Source organism: Nonomuraea sp. NPDC050022 (assembly GCF_044460705.1).
Lineage (GTDB): Bacteria > Actinomycetota > Actinomycetes > Streptosporangiales > Streptosporangiaceae > Nonomuraea.
In genome coordinates this window covers 449989-467366 of record NZ_JBITKE010000009.1, presented here as the reverse complement: position 1 = coordinate 467366, position 17378 = coordinate 449989, and the positions used below count along the sequence as shown (strand labels likewise).

General features: G+C 70.8%; 14 protein-coding genes. 10 read left to right on the top strand and 4 right to left on the bottom strand.

Features of this window, described 5'->3' with window-relative positions:
• Positions 1-24: 24 nt before the first annotated feature.
• On the bottom strand, positions 25-1548 hold the full coding sequence (locus ACIBO2_RS37395) for a carboxylesterase/lipase family protein (RefSeq protein ID WP_397303114.1): 1524 nt from the start codon (positions 1546-1548) through the stop codon (positions 25-27).
• Positions 1549-1677: 129 nt separating this feature from the next.
• On the opposite strand from ACIBO2_RS37395, the gene ACIBO2_RS37390 reads away from it, so the two are divergent.
• Entirely contained in the window at positions 1678-2496 is an 819-nt protein-coding gene (locus tag ACIBO2_RS37390) for a DUF4253 domain-containing protein (protein WP_358545219.1), read from the top strand.
• A 359-nt stretch (positions 2497-2855) separates the two neighbouring features.
• On the opposite strand, the gene ACIBO2_RS37385 is transcribed toward ACIBO2_RS37390, so the two are convergent.
• Complete coding sequence (locus ACIBO2_RS37385) at positions 2856-3686, bottom strand: SAM-dependent methyltransferase (protein ID WP_358545217.1); 831 nt, start codon at positions 3684-3686, stop codon at positions 2856-2858.
• Positions 3687-3860: 174 nt separating this feature from the next.
• Positions 3861-5108, bottom strand: coding sequence for a Scr1 family TA system antitoxin-like transcriptional regulator (locus ACIBO2_RS37380; protein ID WP_358545215.1), 1248 nt, complete (start codon positions 5106-5108; stop codon positions 3861-3863).
• A gap of 335 nt (positions 5109-5443) precedes the next feature.
• On the opposite strand from ACIBO2_RS37380, the gene ACIBO2_RS37375 reads away from it, so the two are divergent.
• From ACIBO2_RS37375 to ACIBO2_RS37335, 9 genes are all read left to right on the top strand, one after another.
• Positions 5444-6103 carry a hypothetical protein gene (locus tag ACIBO2_RS37375; RefSeq protein WP_397303109.1) on the top strand — a complete coding sequence of 220 codons (660 nt, stop codon included), beginning with the start codon at positions 5444-5446 and terminating at the stop codon, positions 6101-6103.
• A complete protein-coding gene (locus ACIBO2_RS37370) occupies positions 6100-7695 on the top strand; it encodes an MFS transporter (protein ID WP_358545211.1) in 1596 nt (531 codons plus the stop codon). The genes ACIBO2_RS37375 and ACIBO2_RS37370 overlap by 4 nt, the downstream gene beginning before the upstream one ends.
• 371 nt (positions 7696-8066) lie before the next feature.
• Positions 8067-8264, top strand: coding sequence for a hypothetical protein (locus ACIBO2_RS37365; RefSeq protein ID WP_357940570.1), 198 nt, complete (start codon positions 8067-8069; stop codon positions 8262-8264).
• Between the two features lie 98 nt (positions 8265-8362).
• Positions 8363-8659: a hypothetical protein gene (locus tag ACIBO2_RS37360; protein WP_397303106.1), complete on the top strand. Its 297-nt coding sequence runs from the start codon at positions 8363-8365 to the stop codon at positions 8657-8659.
• Positions 8656-9384: a hypothetical protein gene (locus tag ACIBO2_RS37355; protein WP_358545205.1), complete on the top strand. Its 729-nt coding sequence runs from the start codon at positions 8656-8658 to the stop codon at positions 9382-9384. The genes ACIBO2_RS37360 and ACIBO2_RS37355 overlap by 4 nt, the downstream gene beginning before the upstream one ends.
• Positions 9381-10571 (top strand): FAD-dependent oxidoreductase, encoded by a 1191-nt coding sequence (locus ACIBO2_RS37350; protein WP_397303103.1) that lies wholly within the window; start codon positions 9381-9383, stop codon positions 10569-10571. The genes ACIBO2_RS37355 and ACIBO2_RS37350 overlap by 4 nt, the downstream gene beginning before the upstream one ends.
• 1 nt (position 10572) lies before the next feature.
• A complete protein-coding gene (locus ACIBO2_RS37345; protein ID WP_358545201.1) occupies positions 10573-11373 on the top strand; it encodes an aspartate/glutamate racemase family protein in 801 nt (266 codons plus the stop codon).
• A gap of 5 nt (positions 11374-11378) precedes the next feature.
• The gene (gene hemB, locus ACIBO2_RS37340) at positions 11379-12356 is read left to right on the top strand and encodes a porphobilinogen synthase (RefSeq protein ID WP_358545199.1); all 978 of its coding nucleotides are present in this window, start codon (positions 11379-11381) and stop codon (positions 12354-12356) included.
• Positions 12357-12393: 37 nt separating this feature from the next.
• Positions 12394-15219 (top strand): hypothetical protein, encoded by a 2826-nt coding sequence (locus tag ACIBO2_RS37335; RefSeq protein WP_397303099.1) that lies wholly within the window; start codon positions 12394-12396, stop codon positions 15217-15219.
• Positions 15220-15276: 57 nt separating this feature from the next.
• Here the strand turns inward: ACIBO2_RS37335 and ACIBO2_RS37330 are convergent, their stop codons facing one another.
• The gene (locus ACIBO2_RS37330) at positions 15277-17193 is read right to left on the bottom strand and encodes a Xaa-Pro dipeptidyl-peptidase (RefSeq protein WP_397303096.1); all 1917 of its coding nucleotides are present in this window, start codon (positions 17191-17193) and stop codon (positions 15277-15279) included.
• Positions 17194-17378 lie beyond the last annotated feature (185 nt).

Here is a 17378-nt window from a genome sequence, read left to right as displayed (position 1 = left end):
GACGCCTCCCCTCGCGCTGCGCGCCTACTTCCAGAAGGCCAGCTGGTGCTCGGCAGCGTAGTCGACCGGCCGGACGGCCCCCGGCGCCAGGGACAGGGTGCCGGACGAGACTCGCGGCCAGGCGGGCAGCCCGCGGCCGTTCGGGTCGCCGGTGCGGGCGAAGTTCGTCCAGTAGCTCATCATCTGCCCGGACAGCTTCTCCTGGGCGGGCGACAGCTTGGCCTTGGTCTCCGGGAAGATGTACGGCAGGTCGCCGGCGTGGTAGGCGCCCCAGTCGAAGTCCGCCTCCAGCGGCAGGAACATCGGCGCCTTCCGGTCGGCGAACTCGTAGCCGTAGACCGGCGCCTTCTTGGCCAGCAGGGCGTTCTGCTCATGGGTGGCCCGGGCCCACATACGATCGGTCAACACGGTAGCCCAAGCAATACTTGGCGACTTATAGCGATTTACCGGATATTTCCGGGCAATTCTCTCAGCCTTCGCCCCGAACGCATCTTTTAGCAATTTCCGGTAATCCGGAGAGGTGCCCTGGACGTCGTAATTCATCCCGACAAAGATCCGGTGTTCGTCCTTCGTCGTCCCGGCCAGGACCGGCATCGGGCTGGTGTGCCCCTTCCGCATCGCGTCGGCCGGCGACTCGGGCAGGACGTCGTTGCCGTACGCGTACGACTGAAAGGCGTTCATGATCTGCGGGACCTCAAGGATCTTCTTGACCGGCAGCGCGCGCAGGCACGCCAGGTCCGAGCAGCCGAGCTGCTTGGCGTACACCTCTCCTATAGCGCTCACCTGTGCGGCGGGCCGCCACGCGAAGGACGGCAGGGCGGGCACGCCCGGCACCATGCTGTTGGCGGGCATGTCCATCAGGGTCTCGCCGCTCTGCATGATCGCGCGCTGGAACAGGCCCTTCGCGCCCGGCGAGGATAGCTGGCCGCCGATCGACAGCGCGCCGTAGGAGACGCCGAAGGCGGTCACGTTGCCGGGGTCGCCGCCGAAGACCGCCGCGTTCCGCTTGACCCAGCGCAGCGCCTCCTGCTGGTCCTGCAGGCCGTACGTGCCCGAGTCGCGCAGCCCCGGATAGCCGAACCCGCTGAACACGCCGAGCCGGTAGTTGATCGTCACGACCACCACACCCTTGGCGGCCAGCTTCCGCGCGTCGGAGAAGTGGCCCGCGCCGACCGCGCCGTCGCCGTGGATCCACACCATGACCGGCCGGCCCTTCCCGGGGACGGCGGGCGTCGTGACGTTCAGGAACAGGCAGTCCTCGTTGTCGCTGCTGGTCGGCGCGTAGACGGTGCCGACCTGCGGGCACATGGCGCCCGGCTTGGTGGCCGCCCGCACTCCCTGCCACGCGGGCGCGGGCTTCGGCGCCTCCCAGCGCGCCGCCGTGGCGTACTTGATGCCCTGGAACAGGCGGTTCGTCGTGGTCACCGTGCCGCGCACGGCTCCCGACGCGGTCTCGACGACCGCCGGATCCGCGACGGGCCCGGGTTCGCCGACGGACGTTTCGGCGCACCCCGTGAGGAGTACGGCCAGCGCTAGCAGAATCTTCATGCCTCCACGGTCTCGAGGCCGGGGCGCCGGCAGAAGATTCGCCTGTACGGGATCGCCCAGGACAAAAGTCCTGACGCAACGGTCGGCATTACCATCTCCGAGACAGGATTCGGTACTGAAACGGTGGGCATGAACGATCACCAGCTGCCACGTGAGGTGTGCCAGCTGTTCGCCGACGGCGGCAGAGGGCGGCTCCTGCCGGTCGGTCTGCCCGAGGGCGACGTCGTGTGGCCCGACCCCGGCTACACGCACCAGGGCGAGGCGTCCAGGCCCGCGTTCTGGATGAGCGACGAGGCCGTGACGGGCGACGACTGGGCTCGGTTCCGGGCCGCCCACGCGCGCAGCGGTCTGTGGCCCGTTCTGCTGGACGAGTCCGCGCAACCCTGGTCGATCGGGCAGATCGTGCCGGACGAGGCGCTGATGATAGATCACTTCACGGCCGAGGGGTTCATGGCCGAGGTGTGGCAGGAGTGGGTCTCCCAGATGCCGCCGGACGCCCTGGCGGAGCTGGAGCCGTTCGGAGCGCTCTGTCCGGGTCCTGCCCCGCCGGGCGTGCTGATAGCCGATCCGGGGGCCGTCGCCGACTGGTACGCCCGTGAGCTGTCAGCCAGGGGCCTGCCGCTCGGCCTGGTCGCCGCGCATCGGGGTGCCGACGCGCTGGCCGTGATGGGCTGGCAGGGGGCTTTGCACCACAACGAGTGGATGGTGCCGATGGCGGCGGTGGTGCGCAGCTGGGAGGACCGGTTCGGGATCCGGGTGGTGGGGGTCGGCTTCAACACGCTGGAGCTGAGCGTCGCCGCGCCGCCGGTCGAGCCCGAGCACGCGCTGCATGTGGCGGCCGAGCACTGGACCTTCTGCCCGGACAACGTCGTCCAGGGGCCGGGGGATCTCCAGAGTTACGCGGAGCAGATCATCGGGCGGCATTACTGGTCGTTCTGGTGGGACTAGGCGGGGGTTCGTCACGCGACCGTCTCGATCTCTGTGACGGTCTGCGGTGGCTGATGTCCTTAGGAGGGAAACCCCCTCCGGGGGAGCGAAAGGGAAACGGCCTGCGGTGGCTAGGGTCCTTCGGGAGGGACACCCCTCCGAGGGGAAAGAAGGAGCCGGTCCGTCATGGCTGGGATCCCCAGGGAGGGATACCCCCTCCGGGGAGCGGAAGGAAACGGCCTGCGGTGGCGGAGGTCCCTAGCGAGGGACGCCCTTGCGGGGGAGGAAGAAGACGGTCCGAGGGTCCGGCCGGTTTGGCGGGCCGGACCCTTGGGTGCGGGCGTCCGTGTGACGGCCGCGCGGGCGCCGTGGCCGGCGGATCAGGGAAGGCGGGCCACGGCGCCGTAATTGCCCGACGAGCTCGGCTGGTCCGCGCACACGGAGTCGCCGTCGGGCCGCCAGAGCGGGACCCACACCAGGCCCGGTTCCAGCAGCTCGAGCCCGTCCAGGAGGGTCGCCACCTCCGCACGTGAGCGGATCACGTGTCCAGGCAGCGTCATCGCGAGCAGGTCGTTGATGGCGGGCAGCAGTTCGGCGGGGATTCCGTCGAAGGTGGTCTGCAGGATCGCCAGGTAGCTGCCGTCCACGACGGCGTGGCGCAGGCGTTTGATCACGAAGGAGGCAAGCTCGTCGTCGGTGAGGCTGTGGGTCGACAGAAGCAGCACGCCAACGGGCCGCTCCCAGTCGATGAACCGGGCCACGACCTCGTCGGCGAGCATCTCGTCGATCTGTCGTATGTCGCCCTCCACCACCCGTACGAGGTCGTTGAGCGGCTCAATGGTGACGCGGGCACTGGCCAGTATCAAAGGGTCGTTCTCGACATAGACGACGCGCACATCGGACGCGGCGGACGCGCCACGGGCGACGTCGTGTAACTGACGTCCGGGCGGCAGCGCGCTGGGCACGCCACTGCCGATGATCAGGAACTGGTCGATGCCGGAGCCGGCCAGGTGGGCGACCACCCGCGCCAGGTAAAGCAGAACTGCTCGCGCGGCGGAACCGGTGACCGGAACCGCCTCGTCGTAACGGCGCACCGCATCACTGTCAACCTCGAAGTGGTTCTTCCCTCCCGCGGCGGCGTCGAGTATTCGGGTGACACTCGCGCGGGTGGTGTCAAGGTTGGTCAGATTTCGGATGGCACGCTGACGCATTTGAGTGTTGCCCCTTTCCCCTCGCCGTATCTCACGGGAAAGTCGGTCCCACTGACCCCACTCAATTTGGCCCAACAATACCAATGATCCATCAACCTCAGGATCTGACAATACGAAGAACAATATTTGTTGGGAAATATCCATTTCCCGTTTTTCGTGCTAGGGAGTGTCAGATCACCGATGGCTCAGACGGTCACGGTGCGCGTACAGCAGCTCGTGCGTCTCGTCGCCCATGGTGGTGGAGACCGACAGCTTGGTGAACGCCTGGTGGTAGGCCTCTACCGCGGTCGCGTCGGTGATCACTTCGTCCGATTCGATGGCGTGGGCGCAGGCCACATCGGGCTCGAAAGCCTCCGGGAAGCGCCACATCGTGAACGGACCGCAACGGGGCAGGAAGATCGGATCGTCGATCGGCACCACGTGCAAGGAGATGTTGGGCCGCTTCGCGTACTCGATCAGCCGGTCGAGCTGAGCGGCCTGCGTCTCGGGGTCGGCGATCGAGCGCAGCAGGACGCTCTCGTCGATCACCGCCCACAGCACGGGTCCGTCGCCATGGTTCAGCAGGGCCTGGCGGGAGCGCATCAGGCGCACCGCCGCGTCGGCCGACGCCTGGCCGAGACCGGCGCTGCCCGACACCTCGATGGCGGCCCGCGCGTAGGCCTCGGTCTGCAGCAGCGGGGGGACGATCTGGGTCTGGTACGTGCGGATCAGCGACGCCCGCTGCTCCAGGGCGTAGGTGGCGGCCATCCAGACGGGCACGGAGCCGGCGTCGTACCAGGAGGGCGGGCGTTCGCCGCGGGCCAGCGACAGGACGTATTCGCGGGTGGGCAGGGCGCTCACGCCGTAGAGGGTGAGCAGGCGCTCGACCGTGACGGGCGCGGGCGCGACGCGGCCCTCCTCTATCGCGCCGATGGCGGCGGCCCCTCTGCCCAGGGAGGTCTCGACCTCCTCCGGCGACATGCGCGCGATCAGCCGCAGGTTGCGCAGGCGGTCGCCGAGCGCCTCACGCTGCGGCGCGGTCAGCGGCGCCGCCGCCTCAGGGATCTCGGCAGTAGCGGGGGGCTGGTCGGGCAGCCCCTCGGCCGCGCGCGCGAGCTCGATCACGCCGCGCAGTACGGTCAGCGACCCGTCGGACAGCCCGGAGACCGACGCGCCGATGGCGGCGGCCCGCAGCTGGAGCTCCTCGACCGCGCCCGAATCCGTGGCGTCCTCGCCCAGCAGCCAGCCCACGCTCACCTGTAGGCAGGCGGCCAGGGCGCGCAGCACCTGGAGGGTCGGGTTGGTCTGCTTGCCCGTGCGCAACTGGCTGACGTAGGCGCGGGTGATCGGGATGCCGGCTTCGGTGAGGGCCGCGGCGAGTTGCGCCCCCGTGAACCCGCGCTTGCTCATAGCGAGACCGAGTCGCTCGGCGAAGTTCGCCACTCGTACCTCCCAGCCGCCAGGAGCCTCCAGCGTAAAGGAAGCCTGGCTCGCCGTCCCCTGCCCTGCGGGGCGCGAAACTCCGCAGGGGGAGGTCAACATATACGAAAACTGTCAGTTGACACAACGAGCTGGGTACACCCACTATCGTACTGATCGTGGTAAGTGAGACTTGACAGCCGGAGGGTTCTGGAGAGTCTCCGGCGAGGAGGTGGCCGGACGTGACCGTCGATTCCGTCGATTCCAAGGTCCGTTCCTGGTTCTCGAAGAATCCGGCTCCCCCCGCGCAGGCCAGCGTGATCAGACGCGTCTGCGCTCGGGCGGCCCCTGAAAGGAACGTGATCCATGTAGCAGAGCTGCCACTCGGCGGCGTACAGGTCTGGGTGGAGGACACCCCTGACCGCTGGAGCGTGCAACACCGGATGGCCCGCGAGCTGAGGCTCGCCGGATGGCACACGGAGGCGAGCGCCGATCGCCTGCTGGTGCTCGGCTGGAGCGCCGACTGCCTCCACCACCGCGCCCGCATGCTCGCCTCGGCGCTGCGGGGCCGGCTGGCCGACTTCGACCAGACCGCGGTCATGGCGGTCATGATCGCCAACCCGCTGAAGGACCGGGACCTGTCCATCGACGAGATCGTCCTCGAGGTGGAGGAGCAGCTCAGCAGGTCGCTGCGCTGGCCCGACCGGCTCGCCGATCTCGACGGCCTCGAACGCACCGCGACCGTGGAGTCGCTGCGGCTCCGGCTGGCGCAGATCGCCGGTCTGGAGGCCAAGGTGGCCCGCCGCTGTGCCGAGCACCTGAGCCTGGCCACGCAGGTCGCCCTCACGCTGGCCGGCGGCGAGGTGCCGACCAGGATCCGCGAGAGCGGCCGCGACGTCGGCCTGTCCGAGCGGGTCGTGGCCGCGAGCGTGCCGAACAACAGTCCGGCGCCGGTTCCCGCCGAACCCGCCCCTGCCCCCGTCGAGCCCGAACTCAGCTACGCGGAGTCGACGCGATGACCCTGACGCCCATCCGCGAGGGCGTCGCCGGTCCCACGATGGTGCCCGCGATGCCGACCGCTCGCCGGTTCCGGGGGCGATTCGCCGTACTGCGGCTGGTCGCCTCCGGGGTGGTGGTCGCGATCATGGCGGACAGCACCGCGACGACGCTGGCGATCCCCGTGCTCAGCCGCGACCCGCTGGCGGCCGCCATGCCGCTGTCCGAGGTCACCTGGGTGAGCACGGTCAACTTCGCCGCCGTCGCCGCACTGCTCGCCACCGCCGGACGCTTCGCCGACCTGCTGGGCAGGCGCAGCGTGCTCGCGCTCGGCCTGGCCCTGTACGGGCTGGGCGCCACGACGGTCATCGCCGCCCCCTCCTGGACCCTGCTCCTGGCCGGACGGGTGGCGCAGGGAGTGGGCGCGGCGCTGATGTTCCCCGCCTCGCTGGCGCTGCTGCTCGGCGAGCTGCCCGCCAACCGCCGTGCCGGCGCCATCGCGCTGTGGAGCGCGTCGTCCGGCATCGGGGCCTTAGCCCTGCAGGCGGGCGGTGGCTGGCTGCTGACCGAGTACGGCTGGCGCGGCCTGTACCTGCCCGGCGCGGGGCTCGCGGCGGCACTGCTGATGCTCACTCCGGCACTGCCCCGCAACCGCGGCACCAGGCAGGGCGTACCCGACCTGTTCGGCGCGGTCCTGCTGATCGGCGCGGTCGCGGGAGCGGTGCTGGCCATCTCCCAGGGCAGCCTGTGGGGCTGGACCTCCGTGCGCACGCTGGCGTGCGCGGGAGGCGGCGGGCTGCTCCTGGCCCTGGCCATCGCGATCTCGTGGCGGCATCGCGCCGGAGCGATCGACATGAGCCTGTGGCGGCGTCCCGGCTTCCTGTGGGCCGGTGCCACCTCCTGCATGTACGGAGCCGCGTCCTTCGTCGTGCTGGCCATGGGGCCGCTCTACCTGCGCAACGCCGAGTTCGACGCCAGCACCATCGGCCTCTGGCTCACCCCGATCTCCATCGCCATGATCGTGTCGAGCCCGATGGCCGCGCCCATCAGCCGGCGCATCGGCGTCAACGCCGTCATCTACAGCGGTGCCCTCATCCTCGGAACGGGCTGCGCGCTGATGCTGGCCCAGCCGTCCCCGAACCTGTGGTGCCTGCTGGGCGCCGTCATGCTGGGCGCCGGGTTCGGCTTCCTGTCCACCGGAACGTTCATGGTCGGCTCGATGGCCGCCGACCCCAGCCAGTACGCCTCGGCGGTCGGCGCGATCAACACCGCGCGCATGCTCGGCGGAGCCATCGGCGTGGCCGGCGCCTCGGTGCTGGTCGACCATCCCATGCTGGCCGGACCGATGCCGGGCTTCTCCACGGTGCTGGTGGCCTGCCTGGCGGTGGCGGTGCTGCTCGGCGTCGCGGCGCTGATCCGCGTAGCCCTCGCGGCCACCAGCAGCCGGCCACGCCGTCCCTCGCTGCGCGAAGCGGAGGCGGAGCTGGTCGTGTTGCGCGGCCTGCTCGCCGAGCTCCGCGACAGCTTCGTCCAGGTCCGCAGCGAGGCCGAGCACGAGCTGGCCCGCTTCGGAGTCCGCGATCCGTCCGAGTTCCGGGCCCTTGACCAGCGCTGACAGGAGTGATCATGCTCGCGAACGAGACCCGCAGGCCGTACCCGCACCCCTATGAAGTGCGTTCGCCCAGGCAGGTACTGCCGTCCAGTGCGGCGCCCGATACAGACGACACACAGCCCGCGAGGATCCCACGCCAGAGCATCCCAGCACAGACGATCCCTCGACAGGCCATTCCTACGCAGGCCATACCTACGCAGAGCATCCCCACCCAGGCGGCCTCCGTGCCGCCGCAGACCCCGCCCGAGTTGACGGCCCGCACCGTCCACCGTCTTCGTCACATACGGCAGGTGTCGGACCAGGCGATCAGCGTGATCGACCAGGTTCTTCACCACGTGCCCTGAACCCCCCAGGCTCCTTCGCAGGAGGAACTCATGCTCACCATCCAGGTCGAATCCCCAGCAGGACTGGCAGTCGACAGACAACGGGAGTTCGCCGATACCGTGATCGGGGCAGCGGTGGATCTCCTAGGCGTGGAGCGCGGCGAGATACAGCTCGTCCTCACCGACTGGGACGAGGCACGGGCGCGTCGAGAGGCGGCTTTCTGGGCCGCGGCTTGGTCGGGTTGCTGATGCCGGCCACCCTTACCCGCCGGACGACCGCCGGCGAGGGCGGAAACGTTCTGGGGGTGTCGTTCCGCTGCCCTTACGGTTCCAGAAGGGTCCCCACGGTGCCCGTGCCGGTGCCGCCTACCGTCCCCGTCGTACAAGCACTGAAGCACAAGGCGAACGCCGTAGCGGACGCCGAACTCGGCCGGCTGGCCTCCCGTGCCCCCAGCCTGGACGCCGCCGCCCGCGCCGAGATCAGGGACGCCGTCCAGCGAGTGGTCGACGCCTTCCTGTACGAGCCGATCAACCGGGTGACCAGCTACGCCGACTCCCCTCTGGGAGAGAGCTACGCGGATGCCTTACGTGAGCTGTTCTCCCTGGAACTGCCCGCCTTCGGTCCGGCCGGGAGCGCGGGATGAGCCGGGGCCGGGTCGGCGTGTTCGTACCGCCGGCGAACCCATCGGTGGAGCCCGAACTGGCGCGCCTGTTCGGGTCCCGCGCCGACATGTACGTCAGCCGCTTCCCGGTACGCCCCGGCCTCACCCTGGCGGAGCGGCTGGAGAGCTACAACGAGGTCCTGCCCGCGATGATCTGCTCGTTCGGCAACCTGCCGCTCGACGCGCTGGTCATGGCCTGCAGCGGCTCGCGATATCTGTTCGCACCCGAGGAAGATCGCGCGAGGTGCGACAAGCTGAGCGGTGAGGCGGGCATCCCGTTCGCCTCGGCGACCCTGGCGACGCGGGAGGCGCTGGAGCACATCGGGGCGCAGGAGTTCGTGCTCGTCTCGCCGTATCAGCCCTGGCTCACCGAACTCGCCGAGCGCTTTTGGGCCGCGGCCGGTCTGCACGTCTCCCGCGTGATACCGGTCAGGGCGCAGGGCGGCTTCTCACCGTACGACGTCACGCCGAACGAGCTGGTCGAGCAGGTGGAGCAGGCAGGACTGCCGTCCGACGCAGTGGTGCTGTTCAGCGGCACCGGGATGTCCACGCTGCCCGCGCTGGGCCCCCTGGGCGCCGGAAACGACCGGGTCCTGCTCACCTCGAACCTGTGCAGCGCCTGGTGGGCGCTGGCGCACGCGACCGGTCAGCCGGTCACGCTCAGCCGGGTGCCGCACCGCCCGGTGGCACAGGGCCGGCCGTCATGAACGGCGTCACCGTGGTCGGCGCGGGCCCGGTCGGACTGACCGCGGCACTCACCCTGGCCCGCGCCGGAGTGCCGGTGATGGTGCTGGAACGGGAGCCGGGCCTCAACCGCCAGTCGCGCGCCTCGACCTTCCACCCGGCCACACTCGACCTGCTGGAGGAGCTCGGGATCGCTACCCCGCTGATCGCCCGCGGCCGGGTGGTGGAGCGGGTGCAATGGCGTGACCGGTCGGGCCGGGTGCTGGCCGAGATGCTGATGGGCAGCCTCGACGGCCTGACCGAGCACCCGTTTCGGCTGCACGCCGAGCAGTCCACGCTCACCGCGCTGCTGCTGGAGGCGCTGTCGGCCTACCCGGAGGCGGACGTGCGCTTCGGCACCCCGGTCGACGGGGTGGCCGAGGGCGGCACGGGCGTCCGGCTGCGCATCGGCCGTACGTGGGCGCGGGCCCGCTACGTGGTCGCGGCGGACGGCGCGCACAGCACCATCCGCAGCTCGCTCGGCCTGCCGTTCCCCCGCTCGGAGTATCCGACGCAGGCACTGCGGATCTTCACCGACTCACCGCTCGACGCGCTGCTGCCCGGCCTGGCGCCGCTGACCTACATCCGCGACTCCCGGCAGTCGTGCAGCCTGCTGGCGCTGCCCGATCACTGGCGGATCATCATCAGGATCCCGCACGACACCCGCGACCCGCTCAATCCCCAGAACGTGGCCAAGCTGCTGTTCCGTGCCCTGCCCACCGAGCAGGCGCCGATCCGGGTGATCGGGGCCGACCGCTACAGCCTGGCCCGCGGCGTGCTGGGCGACTACCGGTGCGGGCGGGTGCTGTTCGCCGGGGACGCCGCCCACCTGACCTCCACCGCCGGCGGCCTGAACATGAACGCCGGCATCCACGACGCCGTCGAGATCGGCCAGGTGCTCGCGGCCGTGCTCGGCGGGTTCACCGCACCCGCCGCGCTGGACGCCTGGGCCTGGCGGCGGCGCACCGTACTGGTCAACCGGGTGATCCCGCGCAGTGAGGCGCGGGTGGCCGGCGTACAGGACCGGGACAACACCAAGCTGGCGGCGGCCATGGCGGGACTGCGCGCCATCGCCGGCGATCCGGAGTCCACCCGCGCCTACTTGGCGCAAGCCTCGATGCTCGACACCGTTCCATCTGGCCCGACCCCCCATCACGTGAGGCACGGCTGACATGCGCATCTGGTTCCAGAAACACACCGTCGAGGGTCGTTCCGCGCTGCTGGACAAGCTCTACGCCGAGCATTTATCCAAGATCACCGAACCCGGCACCGAGGTGGAGATCCACACGCTGCCGGCCGACACATACGGCACCGACCTGCCCGAGCACCTGGTCGGATACGGGCAGCTGGGACTGCTGTTCGGCAACTACTTCGCGCAGACGGCCGTGGCGGCCGAACGCGACGGGTGCGTGGCCTGGATCAGCGGCGCGGGGCAGGACCCCGGGCTGGCCGCCGCCCGCTCGCGCGTGTCGATCCCCGTGGTCGGCTACGGCGACGCCGTCTGGCAGGCGGCGCGCATGGAACGCCACCGGCTGGGCCTGATCGGCTTCATCCCGCATCTGGCCGAGCCCATCACCGACAACATCCGGGCGGCGGGCGCCGACCTGGCCTCCTATCAGGTGGTAGAGGACGGCACCACCCTCGTCCAACGGGCCCTGGCCGAGGACTTCGGGCCGCTGCTGGCCGCCTACACGAAGGCCGCCAAACGGGCGGCGGACGCGGGGGCGCAGTGGCTGGTCCCCGCCGAAGGCATCCCGAACGAGATCCTCGTCCACCTCGGCGTGCACGAACTGCACGGCCTGCCGGTGATCGACCCGGACGGGCTGGCGGTCAAGACGGCCGAACACCTGTGCCAGCTGCGCCGGCTCAACATCACCGCGCGCAGCACCTCCGGCTACTGGTTCCGGCTCCCGCCCGCGGACGCCGTCAGGCACGCGGAACGTGTTTTCCTCGGCAAGGTAATCGGAGGCTAGAACCCATGAGCTTCCCCGCAGACCGTCCCCGCCGCCTGCGGCGCACCTCCGCCCTGCGTGGCCTGGTCGCCGAAACCCGGCTGCACCCGGCCGACCTGATCCAGCCCTTGTTCGTCCGCGAAGGACTGGAGGAACCCCGAGAGATCCCCAGCATGCCGGGCCAGGTCCAGCACAGCCGCGACAGCCTGCGCAAGGCCGCCTCGGCCGCGGCCACCGCCGGCGTCGGCGGCCTGCTGATCTTCGGTATCCCGGCCGCCAAGGACCCCGAGGGGTACGGCGCCTGGGACCCGTACGGCATCGCGCAACTGGCCATCGCCGACGTCGCCGCCGAGGTCGGCGACGCCACCGTGGTGATCAGCGACATCAACCTGGACGAATACACCGAACACGGCCAGGTCGGCATCCTCGACGCGACCGGCGACGTCGACAACGACGCCACCCTGCGCGCCTACGCCCAGGTCGCCATCGCCCAGGCCAACGCCGGCGCCCAGGTGGTGGCCCCGAGCGGCATGATGGACGGCCAGGTCGCCGCCGTCCGGCAGGCGCTCGACCAGGCCGGTCACCATCGGGTGGCGATCCTGGCCTACGCCGCCAAGTACGACTCCGCCTTCTACGGCCCGTTCCGCGACGCCGTCGAATCGCGGCTGACCGGCACCCGCTCCACCGCCCAGCAGGACCCCGCCAACAGCCGCGAGGCGCTGCGCGAGGTGCTCCTGGACATCGAGGAGGGGGCCGACATGGTGATGGTCAAGCCGGCGGGCCACTACCTGGACATCGTCCGCATGGTGGCTGACACGGTCCGCGTGCCGGTCGCCGCCTACCAGACCTCCGGCGAGTACGCGGCGATCGAGGCCGCCGCCGCCCAGGGATGGCTCATGCGCGACCGGGCCATCCGGGAGAGCCTCATGGCGATCCGCCGGGCCGGCGCCGGGAGCGTGATCACCTACTGGGCTACGGAGATCGCGGAGCAGTTACCCGGCTGAGGCTTCTGTTTCGGTGACGGGTACGACCTTTAAGGAGGTGGCACGGGTGATGTGGCGGACGCTGACCGACGACGTACGCGAGGAAATCCGCGAGCTGTGCGACGAGTACGGATCCCACCTCTATGACTACTGCCGCACGGAACTCGCCCAGAGCGAGGCCGAGCTGGCGGTCGCCGGGGCGCTGCTGTCGGCGTACGGCCACACGCACCGGGTCGTCGACTCCTCCCTGGTGCGGCCGTGGCTCTATGGGCTGGCCCGGGCGCATCGCGCGGCCGTGGCCGGTCCGGCGAGCATCGGCTCGTGGTCGCGTTCCGGCCGGATGCCGGACCTGCTGCCCGAGGCCCTGCGCGCGCTGGACGGCCCGCAGCGGGAGCTGCTGGACCTGTCCGTACGGCACGGCCTCGCGCATCAGGAGATCGCCGTGATCTTCGATGTGACGCCTCCGGACGTGGATGTCATCGTGACCGAGGCGGCCCGCGGGGTGGAGCGCTGGTTCTCCGCCGTCATCGCCGCCCGGTCCGCCAACGGCTGTGGCCAGCTCGCGGCCAAGGTGACGGCCTGGGCGACGACGCCCACGCGGCGCAACCGGGCCCGCATCAGCCGCCACATCCCCACCTGCCCCACGTGCCGGGCGGCGCCCCGGGCCGTGGTGGCGGCCACACTGCTGCGCGAGCTGCCCATCGCCACCGCTCCCCCCACGCTGCGCGACCGCCTGACGTGGGCTCAGCCGCTTCCGGACGCGGGCGAGCTGTGGCGGGTGGACGGGTTCCCCGTGCAGGTTCGGGGGCTGGTCGAGGCCGCCCCGATGTTGATCTCCCCGATCGCCGACCCCACGGCGGCGATCAGGGGTAGCGCCTGGCCGGCGGCGGGCGCGGCTGCCGCCGGCCAGGAACGCAAACCCCACAGGAGCCACCGCGCCCCCACCCCGCCCCGCTCCAGCACCCCGACATCCGCCCCGCCCCGATCCGGCTCCCCCGCCGCTGCCCCATCCCGCAGCGACGCCCCGGCCGCCATTCCGCACCAGCGGTCCGATCCGGATGCGATCGCGGCGGCTCTCGACCACGAGACCACCATTCCGCTCGCCCGGAAGCCCGCCGCCGGGGTCCTCCCGCGACGTACTCCGGCCACCGGCCCGTCCGCGCCCGGCCTCCTGGCCGCCCCCGTCTGCGAGTTGCCTGCCGCTGGGCCGGTCTCGTCTCCGTCGGAGCCGGTCCTGCGGCTGCCCGGGCTGGTCATCGGCGGGCCGCCCGTGCTGAGCGCCCCCGTCAGCGACCCGCCCGTGCGCGACGCGTCGAACGGCCAGGCACCTCCGGACAGGTCGAACGGCCAAGCACCGCCCGACACCTCGAACGTCCATGTGCCGCCCGACGCGGCCGATCGTGGCCCGGCCGGTGCCGGTCCGCGTGGTCGTCACCCCTTCGGGGATCGCCAGCGGGACGTCCTGGTGGCCACCGCCCGCGACCGGCAGGGCGTCTTCGTCGCGGCCAGCGGCACCCGCCGGGACACCCCCGCCACCAGGAGCCGCCCTGCCCCGTCAGCCCCGGGCAGCCGCCGGGACGCCACCACCACGAGCCCGCACCGGGACGCGGCCGCCCCCGCCAACCGCCGGGGTGCCCCCGAGACCCATCGGGACGCCCAGACCACCACCGGTGACGCCCAACGAAGCGGACAGCTCGCCACCCCAGACACCAGCCGAAACGGACAGTTCGCCAGCGCAGACACCGGCCGAAACGGACAGTTCGCCACGACAAGCATCCGTTCCGGCGTCCAGAGCGCGAGCCCGACTACGGACGCCCTGATCGCGGGCGCCCAACGGGACGCCCTGATCACCACCCCCGGCACCCGCTGGGACGCGCCGTTCCCCACGACGGACACCCACATGGGCACCCAGGCGGACGCCCGCGCGGAGGCCCTGTTCACGACGGCGGCCACGCTCCGAGACGCCCTGATCATGGCCACCGGCGAGCACCGAGACCTGCTGGTCGCGACCCAGAGCACCGACGGCGACACAGACGACGACGGGCCGGACGGTCCGGGGTCGGAGTTCTGGCGTAACGGTCAGGACGACCAGCAGACCGAGTTCTGGCGCAACCGCCCGGGCGAGTACGAGTCCGACGGCCGGTTCTCCATCCGGTCCATAGCCACAGTGGGGCTGCTCGTCGGCGCCGGGATGCTGGTGGCGAGCCTCGCCTGGTCCGGCATCCAGAGCCGCCACCAGCCCGAGGTGCCCGAGCCGCAGACCAAGCTGTCGGGCCCCGGCAGCGCCCCGGCCGTACCGCCGGGGAGCGGGAGCACCCCCAACCTCATGCTCAACCCCACAGTGGTCCCACCGCCCACGGACGTGCCGGCGGCCCCGACGGCCAACCCGGACTCCAAGATGAGCGACACCGCCACCGGCGAGGTCCGGCCGCAGAAGGTGAGTCTGCCCGGCCCCAGGCCGCCGGTCGCGAGGCTGTCGCCGTCGTCGATCAACCTGGGCACCCGCCGTACCGGATCATTCGGGCTGGTCTGTCCGGGAAGCTGCAAGATCACTACGGTGTCCGGGACGAAGGGGATCGCGGTCTCCGCGCACGCGTTCCGCGTCCAGGCGCCCGCGTCGCGGCCCGGCTGCCCGGGGCCGCCCGCCACCGAGTTCGGCAAGGTCACCGTACGGTGGACCGGCACGTCCAGCGGCAACGGCCAGAGCACCACGGGCCTCGTGCGCGGCAGCGGGACCCTCACCCTGCGCCTGTCCTGGACCGTGGCCAACGCCAAGGGATCGTACGTGTCCGACGGCAAGGGCAGCGGCTACTGGACGAACTGCGGCTGGCCCGCCACCGGCGGCGAGGGCGCCCAGCACCAGCCGCTGCCCGGCTCCGGATGAACCTCCATGTGGTGGCGGGCGTACCCGCCACCACAGAGCGAACTTAGAACGCGAACGCTAGAAGAAGGAGTTCTCCGGCTCCGGCAGCTCGATCCGCGCCGGTCCGCGGAACTGCGTCGTGTCCTTCGGCACGTCCACCAGCGGCGCCCCCTGCGTGAACGGCACGATCACACTGCTCCTGGCCAGGTCGAGCGTGACGTTCGCGCCCGTGCCCGCCTCAGAGGTGTAGGTCGTGTCGGTGCCCGCGACCACCAGGGCGATCCGGTGTCCCTTCCGGAAGGTGTAGTCGTGCGGCAGCGTCTGCCACTTGACCCTGCCCCACGTCCCGACCGGCAGCGGCGACGGCGCGCTGAGCGAGTCGCGGTTCTGCACGTCGATCCAGCCGCGGGCGACGATCTCGGCGGGCCGCGTCACGGTGTTCGTGGTCACCTTGCGGTAGCAGGCGTCGTCGGCGGCGGTGCTGTCACCGTGGCAGTCCTCCTCGGCGAGCGTGGTGATGCCCTGGCCGCGCCCCCAGTCGACGCGGTTCGCCTCGCCGAAGTCGACGAGCAGGGCGGTCAGGTTGGCGGCCGGCTTGTCGAGCTTGACCCGCAGGTCGGCCGTGGGCGTGCCGGACAGGCGCAGGTCGAGCGGGAGCGCGCCGCTGGTGAACGCCACCCGGCCCGGCTTGGCCGTACCGACGTCGGCGATCATCTCCTCCTCGTCGAGCGGCACGTCCGTGAAGGACACGCTGGCGTCGCGCCTGGCGGCGGCGAGGCCGAGCGAGCCGTCGGCGGCCGGGCGGAGCGGGACGTTCGTCGCGAACGGCGCCGGCCAGTCGCGCTGGGTGATCCACTGCGTCGGGCCAGTCTGCACGTCGGCGCGCGGGGCGTTCATGATCCCGTTGCGCACGCCCTGCAGCCAGTAGTCGAACCAGCCGTGCAGCGTGTCCACCCACACGTCCCTGCGGCCCTCGAAGTCGAACGGGTCCACGTGCTGGTACTGGCCCACCCAGATCTTGCGCGGTACGTTCCGCTTGGCCAGGGCCTGCCACCAGGTGGAGAAGTTGTCCGGCTTGACGTTCAGGTCGTTGGCGGTGTGCACCACGAAGACGCTGGCCCTGACCTTGGAGGCATCGCCGAGCAGGCCGTTGACGTAGTCGCGCTCGGCCCAGAAGGCGTTGTAGTCGCCCGTGTCGTCGCCGTCCTCGGCGTCCATGCGATCCCGTACGGCCTGGCACTTGGCCTCGGGGTCGGTGTCGACGTAGTTGGCCAGCCAGGAGGCGTAGTCGTAGTTGTAGACCACGCCGTTCGAGCGCTGGTACCTGTACCAGGAGCTGATCGCCGAGATCGGCACGATCGTCTCCAGGCCGCGTACGCCGGTGGCGGCGACGGCGTTGGCCAGCGTGCCGTCGTAGGACTTGCCGATCATTCCGGCCTTGCCGGTGGTCCAGTCGGCCACGGCCTGGGTGCCGTCCGCGCGGTAGGCCTTGGCCCGGCCGTTCAGCCAGTCCACGACGGCCTTGCCGCCCAGGACGTCCGCCTTGCCGCCGATGTCCGGGCAGCCCTCGGACTTGGTGGTGCCGAGCATGTCGACGTTCAGGACGGCGTAGCCGCGCGGCACGAAATAGTTGTCATAGAAGAGCGGAAATTTCGTGACATTCCCGGCGGCGTCGTAGACCTTCCGCTCCGCCTCGTTGCCACGTCCAGAATTGTCGTAGTACGGACTCTCGTCGATGATCACCGGCACCTTGAGCCGGGGACCGGACTCCTTGGGCCTGATGATGTCGACGCGTACCCTGTCCAGCCGGCCGTCGGAATCGCCGTCGACGCTCGACTCGACGTAGACGTATTCGCGGACTGCGTCCGCGTAGGAGAAGACCGGCTGCGTACGGCCGTTATCAACGGTGATCCTGGGTCCGGCGGCCGCTTGCGCGGGACTCGCGATCGCCATGGTCAGGGCGACGGCGATGAGGGCCGGGCGTAATTGAGGCACGCGTGTCCTCCGAGACGATGGGCGCCAAAGTACCCGCAATCTCTCACCCGGCAGGGGGCCTGACAAGATCCGGTGCACCTACGTGCAGGGGCGTGTCGGGCGGATATGGCCGCATCCGGCCAGTGACGTGAGTGCACCTACGTGAACGACGGGGCGTCCTCTCCAGTCTCTAACCGATCCACCCC

Excerpts from the sequence above, each read along its gene's own strand:
- ACIBO2_RS37395 (WP_397303114.1), bottom strand. The coding sequence starts at position 1,548 with ATGAAGATTCTGCTAGCGCTGGCCGTACTCCTCACGGGGTGCGCCGAA.
- ACIBO2_RS37390 (WP_358545219.1), top strand. The coding sequence starts at position 1,678 with ATGAACGATCACCAGCTGCCACGTGAGGTGTGCCAGCTGTTCGCCGAC.
- ACIBO2_RS37385 (WP_358545217.1), bottom strand. The coding sequence starts at position 3,686 with ATGCGTCAGCGTGCCATCCGAAATCTGACCAACCTTGACACCACCCGC.
- ACIBO2_RS37370 (WP_358545211.1), top strand. The coding sequence starts at position 6,100 with ATGACCCTGACGCCCATCCGCGAGGGCGTCGCCGGTCCCACGATGGTG.
- ACIBO2_RS37365 (WP_357940570.1), top strand. The coding sequence starts at position 8,067 with ATGCTCACCATCCAGGTCGAATCCCCAGCAGGACTGGCAGTCGACAGA.
- ACIBO2_RS37355 (WP_358545205.1), top strand. The coding sequence starts at position 8,656 with ATGAGCCGGGGCCGGGTCGGCGTGTTCGTACCGCCGGCGAACCCATCG.
- ACIBO2_RS37350 (WP_397303103.1), top strand. The coding sequence starts at position 9,381 with ATGAACGGCGTCACCGTGGTCGGCGCGGGCCCGGTCGGACTGACCGCG.
- ACIBO2_RS37345 (WP_358545201.1), top strand. The coding sequence starts at position 10,573 with ATGCGCATCTGGTTCCAGAAACACACCGTCGAGGGTCGTTCCGCGCTG.
- hemB (WP_358545199.1), top strand. The coding sequence starts at position 11,379 with ATGAGCTTCCCCGCAGACCGTCCCCGCCGCCTGCGGCGCACCTCCGCC.